At 42.3% G+C, this 15,190-nt stretch carries 16 protein-coding genes; 12 read left to right on the forward strand and 4 right to left on the reverse strand.

What is annotated here, in order from left to right; translation table 11 throughout:
• Positions 1–21 precede the first annotated feature (21 nt).
• The 8 genes from gap to ACVW0P_RS20520 all read left to right on the forward strand — a co-directional run bounded on the left by gap (position 22) and on the right by ACVW0P_RS20520 (position 7,969).
• A complete protein-coding gene (gene gap, locus ACVW0P_RS20485) occupies positions 22–1,020 on the forward strand; it encodes a type I glyceraldehyde-3-phosphate dehydrogenase (protein WP_457133720.1) in 999 nt (332 codons plus the stop codon).
• Positions 1,017–1,451, forward strand: coding sequence for a GNAT family N-acetyltransferase (locus tag ACVW0P_RS20490; RefSeq protein ID WP_457133721.1), 435 nt, complete (start codon positions 1,017–1,019; stop codon positions 1,449–1,451). Before gap ends, ACVW0P_RS20490 begins: the two co-directional genes overlap by 4 nt.
• 96 nt (positions 1,452–1,547) lie before the next feature.
• Positions 1,548–2,741, forward strand: coding sequence for a phosphoglycerate kinase (locus ACVW0P_RS20495; protein WP_457133722.1), 1,194 nt, complete (start codon positions 1,548–1,550; stop codon positions 2,739–2,741).
• Between the two features lie 77 nt (positions 2,742–2,818).
• Complete coding sequence (locus ACVW0P_RS20500) at positions 2,819–3,286, forward strand: DUF2314 domain-containing protein (protein ID WP_457133723.1); 468 nt, start codon at positions 2,819–2,821, stop codon at positions 3,284–3,286.
• A gap of 87 nt (positions 3,287–3,373) precedes the next feature.
• A complete protein-coding gene (locus ACVW0P_RS20505) occupies positions 3,374–5,227 on the forward strand; it encodes a CocE/NonD family hydrolase (RefSeq protein WP_457133724.1) in 1,854 nt (617 codons plus the stop codon).
• A gap of 223 nt (positions 5,228–5,450) precedes the next feature.
• The gene (locus tag ACVW0P_RS20510; protein ID WP_457133725.1) at positions 5,451–5,867 is read left to right on the forward strand and encodes a VOC family protein; all 417 of its coding nucleotides are present in this window, start codon (positions 5,451–5,453) and stop codon (positions 5,865–5,867) included.
• Between the two features lie 62 nt (positions 5,868–5,929).
• A complete protein-coding gene (locus ACVW0P_RS20515; RefSeq protein ID WP_457133726.1) occupies positions 5,930–6,352 on the forward strand; it encodes a hypothetical protein in 423 nt (140 codons plus the stop codon).
• A 96-nt stretch (positions 6,353–6,448) separates the two neighbouring features.
• Entirely contained in the window at positions 6,449–7,969 is a 1,521-nt protein-coding gene (locus ACVW0P_RS20520; RefSeq protein ID WP_457133727.1) for a glycoside hydrolase family 32 protein, read from the forward strand.
• A gap of 3 nt (positions 7,970–7,972) precedes the next feature.
• Here the strand turns inward: ACVW0P_RS20520 and ACVW0P_RS20525 are convergent, their stop codons facing one another.
• From ACVW0P_RS20525 to ACVW0P_RS20535, 3 genes are all read right to left on the reverse strand, one after another.
• A complete protein-coding gene (locus tag ACVW0P_RS20525) occupies positions 7,973–9,079 on the reverse strand; it encodes a hypothetical protein (protein WP_457133728.1) in 1,107 nt (368 codons plus the stop codon).
• 63 nt (positions 9,080–9,142) lie between these two features.
• Entirely contained in the window at positions 9,143–9,967 is an 825-nt protein-coding gene (gene purU / locus ACVW0P_RS20530) for a formyltetrahydrofolate deformylase (protein WP_457133729.1), read from the reverse strand.
• Between the two features lie 213 nt (positions 9,968–10,180).
• Positions 10,181–10,495, reverse strand: a complete 315-nt coding sequence (locus ACVW0P_RS20535; protein ID WP_457133730.1) for a hypothetical protein — start codon at positions 10,493–10,495, stop codon at positions 10,181–10,183.
• Between the two features lie 259 nt (positions 10,496–10,754).
• Here ACVW0P_RS20535 and ACVW0P_RS20540 point away from each other — a divergent pair, with 259 nt between their 5' ends.
• The 4 genes from ACVW0P_RS20540 to ACVW0P_RS20555 all read left to right on the forward strand — a co-directional run bounded on the left by ACVW0P_RS20540 (position 10,755) and on the right by ACVW0P_RS20555 (position 14,052).
• Positions 10,755–11,333, forward strand: a complete 579-nt coding sequence (locus tag ACVW0P_RS20540; RefSeq protein WP_457133731.1) for a Crp/Fnr family transcriptional regulator — start codon at positions 10,755–10,757, stop codon at positions 11,331–11,333.
• Positions 11,334–11,393: 60 nt separating this feature from the next.
• Entirely contained in the window at positions 11,394–11,975 is a 582-nt protein-coding gene (locus ACVW0P_RS20545; protein ID WP_457133732.1) for an NAD(P)H-dependent oxidoreductase, read from the forward strand.
• Between the two features lie 366 nt (positions 11,976–12,341).
• The gene (locus ACVW0P_RS20550) at positions 12,342–13,124 is read left to right on the forward strand and encodes an SDR family oxidoreductase (RefSeq protein WP_457133733.1); all 783 of its coding nucleotides are present in this window, start codon (positions 12,342–12,344) and stop codon (positions 13,122–13,124) included.
• Between the two features lie 4 nt (positions 13,125–13,128).
• The gene (locus ACVW0P_RS20555) at positions 13,129–14,052 is read left to right on the forward strand and encodes a helix-turn-helix domain-containing protein (protein WP_457133734.1); all 924 of its coding nucleotides are present in this window, start codon (positions 13,129–13,131) and stop codon (positions 14,050–14,052) included.
• A 237-nt stretch (positions 14,053–14,289) separates the two neighbouring features.
• On the opposite strand, the gene ACVW0P_RS20560 is transcribed toward ACVW0P_RS20555, so the two are convergent.
• Positions 14,290–15,126: a DUF4185 domain-containing protein gene (locus ACVW0P_RS20560; protein WP_457133735.1), complete on the reverse strand. Its 837-nt coding sequence runs from the start codon at positions 15,124–15,126 to the stop codon at positions 14,290–14,292.
• Positions 15,127–15,190: the final 64 nt, after the last annotated feature.

The raw sequence follows: 15,190 nt of genomic DNA on the forward strand, positions 1-15,190 counted from the left end.
CATCCTTAATTTTGATATAAAATGAGGATCGCTATAAACGGTTTTGGCCGTATAGGCCGTATATTTCTACGAACCATTCTTGCAAAGCCCGGTATACAGGTTGTGGCTATAAACGACCAGGCCGATACCGCTACACTGGCCCATCTCTTTAAATATGATTCGGTTCACCGTGGCTTTAAGGGCACGGTAACTAACGATGCTGCTAACCTGTATGTGAATGGTATTGCTATAAAAGTTTACCAGCAAGCCGACCCTGCTTTGCTGCCCTGGAAGGAACTTAAGATTGACCTGGTTATAGAAGCTACCGGCAAATTCATCACCGAAGCAGGTGCCTCCAAACACCTTACGGCAGGGGCGAAGCAAGTTATTATATCTGCCCCGGCGGGCGATAAAAGTATCCCTACCGTTGTACTTGCCGTTAATGATGGTACGGTAGACCTACGCTCGCCCATATTGTCCAACGCATCATGTACTACCAACAACGTGGCTGCCATGGTTAAGATACTTGACGACAACTGGCACATAAGAGATGGCTACATTACCACCGTGCACTCCATGACGGGCGACCAAAACCTGCACGATGCACCTCATAAAGATCTGCGCCGGGCAAGGGCGGCATCGGCATCTATCATACCCACTACAACAGGCGCGGCGAAAGCTATAACTAATATATTCCCGCACCTGGAAGGCCGCTTAGGCGGAGCAGGCATCCGTGTACCAGTGCTTAACGGCTCGTTAACAGATTTTACCTGCAGCCTCGAAAAAATGCCGACGGTTGACGAGATTAACGCAGCCTTTAAAGCAGCTGCCGATGGGCCCATGAAAAACGTGTTGGAATACACCGAAGACCCTATTGTATCTACAGATATATTAGACAACCCGCATAGCTGCATATTTGACGCGCAGCTTACCTCTATAGTAGGTGGGCTTGTAAAAGTAGTTGGCTGGTACGATAACGAGATGGGCTATAGCAGCCGCCTTGCCGATCTGGTTGAAGAAATAAGCCAGTTACCCGCATGATAAAGTTTATCACCGCCAACGATGTATTACCTTTACGTAACGAGGTTTTACGTGAAGGTAAGCTAACGCTTGATGAATGCCGTTTTCCAAACGATGATGCCGAAGGGGCTTTCCATTTAGGTTATTATATAGGTAATGAGCTGGCCTGCATCGCATCTTTCCACCCATTGGGGTATGACGGTTTCGAGGGTAAAGCCTACCAGCTACGCGGTATGGCTACTGCCGAAAATTACCGCGGTAAAGGCTTCGGTAACATGCTGGTAAACTTTGCTATTACCTACCTGCGCGGGCAAAAGGTAAACTACATTTGGTGCAACGCCCGTAAGAAGGCTATCCAGTTTTATCTGGGTGTAGGTTTCGAGATCATCTCGCCCGAGTTTGAGGTGACCGGCATTGGCCCGCATCATGTAATGTATGTTAAGATACAATGAAGTTTTAAGCAAAAGCAAACACCTTTTTAACTTTTGCGTTGGTGATTAAAATAAAATTGCCCATTTTGGCCCCGTTTGTAAATTATATAACATCATATGAAGACAGTAGATCAGATCAGTTTTAACGGTAAACGTGCGCTTATCCGTGTAGATTTTAATGTCCCTTTGGATAAAGATTTCAATATTACCGATGATAACCGTATGACCGCGGCTTTGCCTACCATTAAAAAGATCTTAAAAGATGGCGGTGCCGTTATTTTGATGTCGCACTTAGGCCGCCCCAAAAACGGCCCGACCGATGAATTTAGCTTAAAACACATAGTACCACACCTGGCCGACCTTTTAGGCCAGCAGGTAGAGTTTGCTGATGATTGCATTGGCGAAGACGCTATAAAAAAATCAAAAGAACTTGAAAAAGGTGAGGTGCTTTTATTAGAGAACCTTCGTTTTTATAAAGAAGAAGAAAAAGGTGATAAAGATTTTGCCGAAAAACTTTCAAAATTGGGCGATGTATTTGTAAACGATGCCTTTGGTACCGCCCACCGTGCACACGCTTCAACAGCTGTTATAGCACAGTTTTTCCCGGATGCGAAAGTGTTTGGTTACCTGATGGCTGCAGAATTAAATAACGCAGAGAAAATATTGAATGGCGCTGTAAAACCTTTCACCGCCATCATGGGTGGCTCTAAGGTGTCTGACAAAATAGAACTGATCGAAAAGCTTTTAGATAAAGTTGATAACCTGATCATCGGTGGTGGTATGGCCTATACATTTGCCAAGGCAGATGGCGGTACTATCGGTACATCATTGGTTGAGGCCGATAAACTTGAACTTGCACTTAGCCTGGTTAAAAAAGCAAAAGAGAAAGGTGTTAACCTGCTATTACCGGTCGATAACGTTATTGCCGATAAATTTGGTAATGATGCCAATACCGATATTGCCAAAACAGGCGAGATCCCTGACAACTGGATGGGTTTAGATATCGGCCCTGAAACTGTTAAATTATTTAGCAAGGTGGTTGAAGAATCAAAAACCATCCTTTGGAACGGCCCGATGGGCGTGTTTGAAATGGAGAAATTTTTGGTGGGCACCAAAGCCATTGCCGAGGCTGTTGCCAAAGCAACCGATAATGGTGCATTTTCACTGATAGGTGGTGGCGACTCTGCCGCCGCAGTTGCCAAATTTGATATGACAAAAGACGTTAGCTACGTATCTACAGGCGGCGGTGCTTTACTCGAATATATGGAAGGCAAAGAGTTGCCGGGTGTAAAAGCCATAAACGAAGACTAATACACTTAGGGTATAATAAAAGGCAACCGTGCAAATGGTTGCCTTTTTCTTTTTAATACATTATTAAATCTATCATCATGATAAAAAATTGGTTAAAAGTATCAACTCTTGCACTTGTATTATTGAGCGCTTGTAAGGATAGGAAAGCGGACAAGGTTGCCGATAATAAGGTTGCGGTTGTAGACCTGAAAAACGGCGATAAAAAGATCCGGGCCTTCAAAGATACTGCACAGGCCAAAATGAATATCTTTTTAGATAGTCTTAAGCCACATGCGCTGGATAGTAATTACCGTTTTCTGGTGAAGTCGCCGTTTTTAGAAGGGAAAGAAAACGAGCATATGTGGAGCGTAGTTTATAAATATGCCGATGGTAAGTTCACCGGTATTTTTGCGGACTCGGCCATTTACATTAAAAATGTGAAAATGGGCGACCATGTACTCATCAATAAAAACGATGTAGAGGATTGGGCCATTTACGATTACAAGCACAATACCGATATGGGCAATTTCTCTGACAAGTACATGCGCAGTCAACAGGCTAAATGACCTTTAGTAACGATTTTGTGGAAGGCGCTGTTTTATCAGCGCCTTTTTTGTTTTATTCACTACTTTTAAAGCATCAACATATATACGATGAAAAGAACTTTCCTTTTAGCTTTCTGCTTTATACTTTTTGCTGTAAGCACCTTCGCGCAAAGCGATGCCGCTTATATTAAAGAGAACTACACCAAGTTTGAATACCAGGTGCCGATGCGCGATGGCAAAAAGCTGTTTACATCGGTATATGTACCTAAAGATCAAACCAAAAAATACCCCATTATGATGGACCGCACCTGTTATAGTGTTGGCCCGTATGGTACTGATAAATATAAGGGTGGCCTTGGCCCTTCAAGCCAGTTTGTGCACGATGGTTACATATTTGTTTACCAGGATGTGCGGGGCCGCTGGATGAGTGAGGGTATCTACGAGGAGATGACGCCCGAGCTGGAAGTCCACAAAACTAATAAGGACGTTGATGAGGGTACCGATACTTACGATACCATTGACTGGCTGATCAAAAACCTGCCGAATAACAATGGTAAGGTAGGGGTGTGGGGTATCTCTTATCCGGGATTTTATACCACCACGGCTTTGCTTAGCCGCCACCCTGCACTTGTAGCAGCATCGCCGCAAGCACCAATTGCCGACTTATACCGCGATGATGCATTCCACAATGGCGCGTTTATGCTGGTAGCAAATTTTGGCTTTTACCCGGGCTTTACCAACAGGCAGGATGATAAACCAACCCAGCGCCGTGCAAAGAGTTTTAACCCCGGCACAGAAGATGGCTATAAATTCTTTTTGGATATGGGCAGCATGCGCAACTCTAATGTAAAGTATTATAAAGATACCATCCGCCTGTGGAACGAAATGATGGATCACCCCAATTACGACCAGCACTGGAAAGAACGGAATGTATTAACCCACCTGCACGATATTAAAACTGCCGTATTGGTCACCGGTGGCTGGTACGATGCCGAGGATTTATACGGTGCCATCAACACCTATAAAGTATTAGCTAAAAAGAACCCGATCACTCCTGTTTACTTTGCCATGGGCCCTTGGGTACATGGCGGCTGGGCACGCGGCGCGGGCGACCACCTGGGCGACGTAGGCTTTGGCGAAACTGGTCCGTTTTACAGGGAGAAAATAGAATTCGCGTTTTTTAGCCATTACCTGAAAGGCACGCCGCTTGATATCGCTAAGGTGAATACTTTTGAAACAGGTGTAAACCAATGGAAAACTTACAAGGCATGGCCGCCGGTTGAGGCACAGGAGAAAAATCTTTACTTATTGCCGGGCGGTAAACTATCTTTCGCCGCGCCAACCACCACTAAAAACGACTTTAAAGAATTTGTTTCAGACCCGATGAACCCGGTGCCTTTTATAGATGGTATCGACTTTGATATGAAACGCGAATACATGACCGCCGACCAGCGCTTCGCCGAGAAACGCTCCGATGTGTTAACTTATAAAACTGACGTGCTTGATAAAGACATTACCATTGCAGGCAACATCTGGGCGAACCTAAAGGTAAGCACCACCGGCACCGATGCCGACTGGATAGTAAAAGTTTTAGATGTTTACCCTGATACCGCAAGTGCCGGTAAATTTACAGGTAAGGATGTACAGATGCCTGGCTACGAGCAAATGGTACGCAGCGAGGCTATGCGTGGCAAGTACCGCAACAGCTTTAGCAAACCAGAGCCATTTGTGCCCGGCAAAGTAACGCCGGTAAATTTCGAGTTACAGGACTTACTGCACACTTTTAAGAAGGGCCACCGCATAATGGTACAGATTCAAAGCACTTGGTTCCCGCTGATAGACAGGAACACCCAGCAGTTCCAGGATATTATGAAAGCAAAAGATACCGACTTTAAAAAAGCAACCCACAAGGTATATAGTTCAAAAGCGAATCCAAGTTATTTAAAGGTTAGGGTGTTGTAGGATGAAGCCTCTTGAAGTGATAAGAATCGCTTTGATTATTATTGCTGCGCTTGCAGTATTCTTGTTGGCTGTGTATAATGGAAGCGGACATATTATACCGCTGAAGACAAATTTGATATTTATAATTATAGCTTTATTAGCATCATTGTTAGTGTTAATGATAAATTCAATACAGGGAAAAGCGGGATAATCCGTTGTGCCGAAAAATCGTTTAATCATCCCCATGCAGTCCACTATCAACATCACCGCCATCCAGCATATCGGCATCCCGGCAACGGATCTTGCCGCTTCACAAACGTTTTATGAGCGGCTTGGCTTTGCCAACGTAATGCAGGCAGGCTTTATAGATGGCGGCAAGCCCGGCACTTGTGTAATGATGCAGCGTGACCAGATGGTGATAGAACTTTACCAGCTACCCGAGCCGGGCTTATCAGAGGTCCGCACACGCAATAACGGACATATAGATCATGTGGCTTTTAATGTCCCTGATATTGACGAAGCATTTGCAAATGTTAAACAAGCTGGCTTTAATATTATCGAACCCGAACCTGTCTTTCTTCAATTTTGGGCTAATGGCTGCAAGTATTTCAACATTACCGGGCCCGATGGCGAACGCTTAGAATTTAACCAGATCCTGTAATATTTCTTCTCTTCTGTAGCATTCAATATGCGCTATACGTAATAGATACAAACCAACCTATTATGTATAAGAAATTACTTTTAGTATTGATGCTGGCAGTCCCGTTTACGGCTTGTAAAAAAAACGAAAACAAACCGGCCTGTGGTACGCAAATCTGTACGGCAGTTTTTAGCGTCGTTACTTTTTCATTTACTGATGTGGACGGCAAACCAACAGAAATTAAAGATGTATCGGTAATAAACGTACGCACGGGCAAAGCAGTGCCGGCTACATCCTACGCAGCCACTGTAAATATGGTGCAGGGTGCGATAATTATTGCTACAGACGAAACCAAAAGCGATTTTTCTGTGGAGGGTGATGACATCCGTATTACCGCTACCAGCGTATCAACCGGCCAAACCAAGCAGGTTACCATTAAAGTATCGGGAGGTTGCAATTGCCATGTTGCCAGGGTATCCGGCGCCGAAACCGTGAAGTTCGACTAACAATATCATACTATCCTTGTTACAATTCAGTTTATAGTGTTTAGCTTAGTACACCAATGTATTAGCTGAATATACCCAAATTGAATTGTAATATCTATGGATATCAAGAGAAGCTTATTTATAGGGTGCTTTATCTTAGCGGCAATAGCATCGCAGGCACAAAAAACAGCAACCAAATTATACCACGAACAATACCGTCTGCAGGCTCATTTTTCGCCCCGTGAAAAGTGGACTAACGACCCTAACGGAATGGTGTACTATAAAGGCACCTACCACTTGTTTTTTCAGTACTACCCAAAAGCTACAGTTTGGGGGCCAATGCACTGGGGGCACGCGGTAAGTAAAGACATGATCCACTGGAAACAGCTACCTATCGCCTTATATCCCGATAAGTTGGGTTACATCTTTAGCGGCAGCGTAGTGGTTGACGATAAGAATACTTCCGGCTTTGGAACAAAGGATAAACCCGCCATGGTATCCATATTTACCCATCACGATCCAAAAGGGGAGAAGGCTGGCTCATCCGTATTTCAAAACCAAAGCCTTGCCTATAGCCTTGATGAAGGCACCACCTGGACAAAGTACACAGCTAACCCCGTGCTTAAAAACCCCGGCATAAAAGATTTTCGCGACCCTAAAGTTTTCTGGTACGCTAAAGACAAAAAATGGGTGATGAGTTTGGCTACCAAGGATAGGATAACCTTTTATTCATCACCAAATTTAAAGGACTGGAAAAAAGAGAGCGATTTTGGGCAGTTGCTTGGCGCCCACGGCGGTGTTTGGGAATGCCCTGATCTTTTTCCGCTGAAACTGAACGGTAAGGAATATTGGGTATTGCTGGTAAGCATCAACCCCGGCGGGCCTAATAAAGGCTCGGCAACGCAATATTTTGTGGGGCATTTTGATGGGAAGACTTTTACCCCAAGCAGCACCCAAACCAAATGGATAGATTATGGGCCAGATGATTACGCGGGTGTAACCTTTGGCAATACCGGCAACCGCAAAGTGTTTTTAGGCTGGATGGGTAACTGGCTTTACGCTAACCAGGTACCAACTGTAAAATGGCGCAACGCCATGACCATCCCGCGCGAATTATCGTTAAAGCTAACCGCGGGGGATATCTTCCTTACATCTAACCCGGTGAAAGAACTTAATAAAACAGTTAACAAAACCATTAAGGTTGATGCGCAGCTTTTGGCAAAGGATAACAACATCTTCTCGGTCATCAAACAAAAGCCAACGCAATACCTGCTTAAATTTACTACCGAGGCTGTGAAAGATTATTCGGTAGTGCTATCTAACATTGCCGGCGAAACGCTAGTAGTTGGCTACGATGCTAAAAACAGCCGTTATTATATCGACCGTAAAAAAGCTGGGCGGAACGCATTTAACAACCAATTTGCAACCGTAAGCTATGTGCCGCGTATTTCGCTGTCACCAACCTCAAGTTTCGAATTGCTTGTCGATGTATCATCTGTTGAGTTGTTTGCAGATGGTGGGTTAAGTAACATGACGGGCGTTTACTTCCCTAAAAAGCCATACACGCGCTTAAGTATTGTAAACAACGGTATGGAGATAGAGCACCTGCAGATACAGCCGTTGAAATCTATCTGGTAAACTTTATTGTTTAATTGGTAAAAACCGATAGCTGAACCTGTACATGCCATTTTGGAACTGAAGCGAAATGGAAAAACCTTCTGCAACAGGTTTGCCATCTATTGTAGCAGGTTTTAGCCTTGGCAGTGTACGCAATTTGTTCATCAAGCTTTGCGATATGTTTATATTAAAAGGGTTTATAGCTTTTAGTTTTGCAAGGTTACCGGTTTCGCTTACTTCACCTTCAATGGTTAACTGCTCATCATACGATTTTAGGTCGATGGTATTAAGATAAGCGCTTAACGCCTCACCAATGCGCTCCGAAAAAGAGTTGATGCCTCCCGAATAGCTTGCATTAACAACCTTTTTTTGTTTTGTAAAATCACATCCAAACTGCGAGAAACTGAGCCTTTCGGCACCTACAAATAAAAATATTGTTGGCGATATTAATACCATACGTGGCCCATCGGTATATTCATTAAACGAAGTGTTACCTTTTTTGAAAGTCCCCAGGTTGTATATCTCAGCTGTAAAATCCGAATCATCGGCCGTCTTTTTAGATTTCCATTTGCCATCTGGCCGGCCATTCAAAAGTTTGCCTTTCCAGTACATAAAGCCCATATCAGCACGGTAGGTGCCATTCCCATTGTCTACTGTTTTTTTGCCCTTATCATCCCATACATCAATAATTTTAATGTCGGATCCGCTGGCATCAAAGGTCATTAATGGCTTGCCTGTGTTGTAAAAAACCTTCCACTTGCCTTCAAATTTATTATGCTTAAAGCTACCCCTTCCCTGTGGCGTGCCATCCAAATAATTAATAACAAATGGCCCTTCCTTTAGTCCTTCGGCAGAATAAGTACCCTGGGTTATGATCAGTTTGGGGTTATCGTGGCTTACATCTATAAACGGGCCTGTAAACTTGCGTTCTTGCATGTTAACGTGCGCGTAGCGAAACATCTGGCTGCAGCTCTCTTCAATTAAATTGAACTCGTCGTTTAAGCCCAGACGGATGCTGTCGCCCTTTATAAACTCGAGTCTGATATTTCTTTCAACAGGTTCAATTACTTCTTGTGCCGATGCATTAAAACAGCAAAGTGCTGCTATAAAGGTAATTAGGGTTAATTTCATTGATAAGGTTATCGTACTGTTAAAGTACAATATTTCTTTTAATTTATTTAAAAGTAAAAGCACCTACTCCAGCACCACCGTTTTATTTTTATAAACAAACACCCGGTCGTCAAAAACCAGTTTAAGGGCTTTGGCTAAAACGGCGGTTTCTATTTCTTTGCCGGCTTTTACCATATCGGCCACGGTAAGGGAGTGGTTGGCGGGGATAATTTGCTGCGCGATGATGGGGCCTTCATCCAGTTCGTCGGTTACGTAATGGGCGGTGGCGCCTATAAGCTTTACGCCGCGTTCGTATGCCTGTCGGTACGGGCTGGCACCTGCAAAGGCCGGTAAAAACGAGTGATGGATATTGATGATCTGCCTGGGGAATTGGCTCACAAAACCATGCGATAATATGCGCATAAATTTGGCCAGAACCAGGTAGTCAAATTCATATTTTTTGGTGATGCCGGTAACGCTTTGTTCAAAGGCGTTTTTGTCCTCGCCGGCGGCCACATAGTAAAAAGGGACGTCGAACCGGCGGCAAATGTCCTGCAAGGTTTCGTGGTTGCCTATCACGCATTGTACACTGGCCCCCAGTGTGTTAAAATAATTGCGCACCAAAATATCCGCAAGGCAATGATATTCTTTGGTCACCAGTACAATTATCTTTTTTTGAGCGATGGGGTTTATTTTAATGAGCGAGCCGATGGGCAAAACTTCTTTCAAACTTTCTTCAAGCCCCTCATAGCCACCGGTTTTATCTACTTCCAGTCGCATAAAAAACAGGTTGGCGGTATTGTCTACATGCTCCTGCATGCTGGTAATGTTAAACTGTTTTTGGGCAAGCAGGCCGGATATGGCTGCAACCAGGCCTACGCGGTCGGTGCATTGGATAACGATGATCATGTTTTGGCTGATAAATGAGTCCGTTCAAACGATTTGATTATAAAAAAAGCTTTGAAAAGTATTGAAATATTGGGTTTCCTGCATTATTAGCGCGATTTTTAAGGTTTTCTCGTTCCAAACAAATTGATGATTTCTCAGCATATTAAAAATGTTAACAAAACAAATTGATAAATTATACATAATAACTACTTAGTCATCAATGTGTTATAATATCTAAACAAATGGTTTAAATTGTGTCAATTCAATCTCTATCATTTGTCTAAGTTCCGGGCCATAAGTTTCTACTGCTTCTTTCTTACTGATCCAGTCGTTATAACGATATGAACGCTTCAGCCGACTTATTTCCTTAAACCGTTTGTAATATGCCCTTTCTATATTTGCATCGCGTTCGCCATCAGTGCGTATGGATTCTTTGTAAAATAAGCGAAAATACGCCCCTTTTAAACCATTAAATACGCTTTCAAACGTTTCGTCAATGGCGAATAATTCTATTCCTAAAGGATCATAAATGGGGTTACTTAGCAGCATACCAATGAATTTAATAGTGCAGTATAAGATACAAATATAATTTTTAGCAACCTTTTAAAGTTAAATCAAAACAATATTCTGTGAACCTTATAACAGTTACCGGAGTTTTGTCCAAGGCGTGTATATCCGACTAATAAACAAAATAGGCTATTTTGAATACGAGACATAGTTAGACCGTTTCACGAAATTACATTGTTAATTATGCAGATAACGAAAAAATATATGACGAACTTGCAACCATTTTAACCGCCTAATTCAAATGACACACGACAGCGTAAATCTCTTTTTAAAATCTTTCGGGATATTGACGGACGATCAAATAGGAGATTTTATTCAACTGTCAACTAAAAAACTCTTCAAGAAATCTGAGTATTTCATTAAAGAGGGAGAAATTTGCAAACATGTGGCATTTGTTTTATCAGGAAGTTTACGTTCATACTATACTTCCGACAAAGATGAAGAAATCACTTACTGTATTACATTTCCGAACAGCTTAATGACTGCGTACTCTTCTTTTCTTACAGCACTGCCAACACAGGAAAACATACAGGCCATTACACAAACTGAGGTGCTTATTATCCAAAAGGCTAAGTTTGAAAAGTTAACACAACAGAATTCAAGTTGGGTTTATTTTTTGAAAGCTATAGCCGAGCAACAATATATTGAGTTGGAAAGAAGGATATTTCAATTACAAAGAAGCGATGCTGCAAAGCGATATACCGACCTTATGAAAAACCAACCCGAGTATATACAAAAAATCCCATTACAATATATAGCATCTTATTTAGGCATTTCACAAAGACATTTAAGTAGAATTAGAAAAGAGATTGCTTTTTAGACATTTGTCCTAAATTTTCTGAATACCCAAGCCTAATTTTGTCTCTTTAAAATAAGATAAATGGTGAAGAAAATTTTGATTATCAATGGACATCCAAACAAAGAAAGTTTGAACTTTGGTTTTGCGGAAGCCTATAAAAAAGGAGCATTAGAAAATAATTCTGAAGTAAAGGAGATTGCAATTTCAAACTTGAAGTTTAATCCAAACCTCGAATTTGGGTATCAAAAACGGTCTGAATTAGAACCAGACTTATTAGATGCTTGGGAGAAAATTAAATGGGCTGACCATTTAATTTGGATTCATCCCGTTTGGTGGGGGGGCATTCCAGCAATTACGAAAGGTTTTATTGATAGACTCTTTTTGCCTGGGATGGCCTTTCAGTATAGAACAAACTCGATTTTCTGGGACAAATTATTGAAAGGCAAGACTGCTCATATCATTACCACACTTGACCAACCAAGCTGGTATTATTGGTTGTTTTATGGTCGGCCCAGTGTAAACCAGCTAAAAAAATCAACCTTGCAATTTTGTGGGATTAATCCTGTTAAAGTTTCATATTTTGGAATTATAAAAAACTCTAAAGACTTGACTAGATTAAAATGGGTTTCAAAAGTTGAAAATTTTGGAAGACAACAAAAATAAAGGCAAACGCATACCAAGCGATAAAGTACGTAATGTTCAATGTGGTCAAACTCTTGTTTTACATCGCTACACAGTTCAATAATATCAGATACTTACTAATAATAAGGAAACGTTAAAACGCGGCCTTTATGTTAATTAAGCTTTATGGGATGCGAAAACTCCTTTAATTTAATATGTGAAAATTATAGTAAGATACCTCCTGACTGCGGCCGCTGAATAGGGCGAGAAAGAATTGATATTATTTAGCTTATGGACAAATATTGATTGTTGCGGTAAGACATTGTTGAGTTAGGCTAAAACAATCAGAGATTTGAACAAATATGCCATGGTTAAATTGCCGAATTTTGCCTAATAACTTATATAACGATGGAACTTAAAAACAGCACCATACTTATCACAGGCGGAAGCAGCGGCATTGGCCTGGAATTTATTAAACAACTTGTTGATAACGGCGTAAATAAAATTCTCATAACTGGTCGGGATATTTCCAGCCTTGAAAAAGCCAAGAAGCGATTCCCTCAAATTCACATCTTTCAGAGCGATGTTAGCGATCCGCTTGCTATCGCGCAGTTATTGCAGAATGTTACCAGTCAATTTCCAGAGCTCAACATCATCATCAATAATGCTGGTATTATGCGAAACCTTGATTTGCTAAACACAAACTTGAACCTCAATGAAATCACCGACGAGATTGATATCAGCCTTTCTGGAAGCATAAGGATGGTACAAGCATTCCTGCCGCATTTACTTACCAAAACAAGTGCAGCAATAGTCAATGTGTCGTCAGGATTGGCATTTGTTCCCTTTCCAGCATCACCTGTATACAGCGCAGCCAAAGCGGGGCTACATGCTTACACCCGCATTTTACGGTTACAATTAAAGCAGACACGTATTAAAGTGTTTGAACTGGCGCCCCCGGGCACAGCAACCCCTTTGGCTGACGCTTTTAACCATTTACTTGACAGCAGTTCAAACATGGCAGTGGACAAAATGATCAATGTTGCTATCAAAGGGATTTTGAATGATAACTTTGAAATTAAACCAGGCCTGGCAAAAATCCTTAAAGTGATGAGCAGACTCGCACCCGAGACCATGCTTAATTTCTTCCAGAAGGCTTTGCAAAAAGGAATGTCTAAAAAATCATCTTAGCAAAATGTCGAGCGCAGCGCCAAAACACATAAAAACGATTACCGAATTTCATCGGATTACAGGCCTTGCCGGCCCATCACATCCTTTGATCAGTCTGATAGACTATTCCAAAATCCGTATTCCGGATGGTCAATACGGGGTTGGGACGATCTTCGATTTTTATTCTATAGCAGTTAAACGTGGTGTTAACTTTAAAATGATATACGGACAGCAGACATACGATTTTGACGAGGGCATCATGTATTTTATATCTCCGGGACAAGTATTTCGTGTTGAAACGGTGGACCGTAGCGCATCGGAACCGAAAGGATGGTTGCTGTTAATCCATCCTGACTTTTTGACTAATTCAACTTTATCCAAGAACATAAGGAACTACCAATATTTTGGTTACTCCGCAAATGAGGCACTATTTCTTTCTGAAAAAGAAGAAAGAAGAGTGAATGATATTGTAGAAAAGATCGGAGAAGAATGCAATGCATACACCGACCGGTTTTCGCAAGCGATTATCATTGCTCACCTGGAAGCATTGCTCGGCAACGCAGACCGGTTCTACCATAGGCAGTTTATAACCCGGAGCGTAAGCAGCCACAGCATTATCGAAAAATTAAAAAGCTTACTTGATGATTATTTAGGTAATGAAGATCAATTGACATTTGGAATCCCAACCGTTCAATATGTGGCAGATAAGCTGAATATTTCACCGAATTACCTGAGCGGGTTACTCAAATCGCTCACAGGAATGAATACCCAGCAACACATTCATGATAAACTGGTAGAAACAGCGAAGCAAAAATTAGCTACAACAGATCTTACCGTTAGTGAAATTGCATATAGCCTTGGTTTCGAATACCTGCCCTCGTTCAGTAAGCTTTTCAAACAAAAAACAGGTCAGTCGCCTTTAGTATTTAGACAGCACTTCAATAATTAGCGTTCCAATAAAATTCTTTCATGACATTTTAGACTATCTGGTAGCGGATTCTTTGATGGTCATGTGTTACGAACAATTATCAGGAATGCCAATAGTACAATACACACCAGATTTTGCTAAACTTCAAACCCAAAGATTCTGATAACTTAAACTGCTGTCTGATCAGACAAAACCTTGAATTTATTATAAATGATTAATGAAGGAGCCAAGCCCTAAAGCGTGGCTCCTTCGCTGTACTTATAGGCCAAGTTTGGCAAAAGGAAGCCTAATCCCCTTAACCCGGTAATAATAGGGATCAAGGCCATTGTTGTTACAGTCCGGAACCCCGCATGCAGAAAAGTTAAGACAATAGGTCATCAACAACTCGTTCCGTCCGTTTATAAATTCCGGATGCATATGCGGTGTATAGTATCTGGCGAATTGTCCTCCTAAATACTCTTTAATCGTATAAACTTTTTGTGGCGCGGTAAATGGCCCGGTCGGATTGTCGGAGGTTAATACATAAATGCCGCGCGTAACATCATTGCAGTTGAAGCCATTATCCATAGTCATGATCACATATTTGGACTTCCCGGCTGCATTCGTCACTTTGGTAACAGCAACAGAAGCAAGACCTGCAGTGGATACCGGTGCATTTTTGCTGATGCTTCCGGCCTGCCAGATCACGCCATTCCAGTATTCCCAGGCCTGGGGGTTATCGACGTGAAAACGGGCTACATAGATATTACTGTTATATCCGGAGTTTTTACTTTCAACACCGTATGCATAAACGTATCCGCTGGCGTCTTTAACCATACCGGAAGCCCAATTTATCGAAATATCCGAAAATCCTCCTGGGACGGTTCTTGCTGCGTTCCATTGATTCCCCGATAGAGGGGTTAGGTCATATAACGATTGAGATACCCCCTCGCCAAGACCGCGGCCTTCCGCGCACTGGACATATACATGAGTACCGTTACCCTGGATACCTACGCCCGGCCAGCTCCACTCCGTGTTCGGTTGCGTATTGAATACTTGAAAAGGCCGGTTATCCGTACTGTTAGGGTGGATATACCGCTGATATTGACCACCCAATTCCGGCGGAATGTGACCAGTGATTCCGCGTCAAATTGACCACCCCATTCCGGGGCAAACTGAC

The organism is Mucilaginibacter sp. UYNi724 (genome assembly GCF_054057495.1).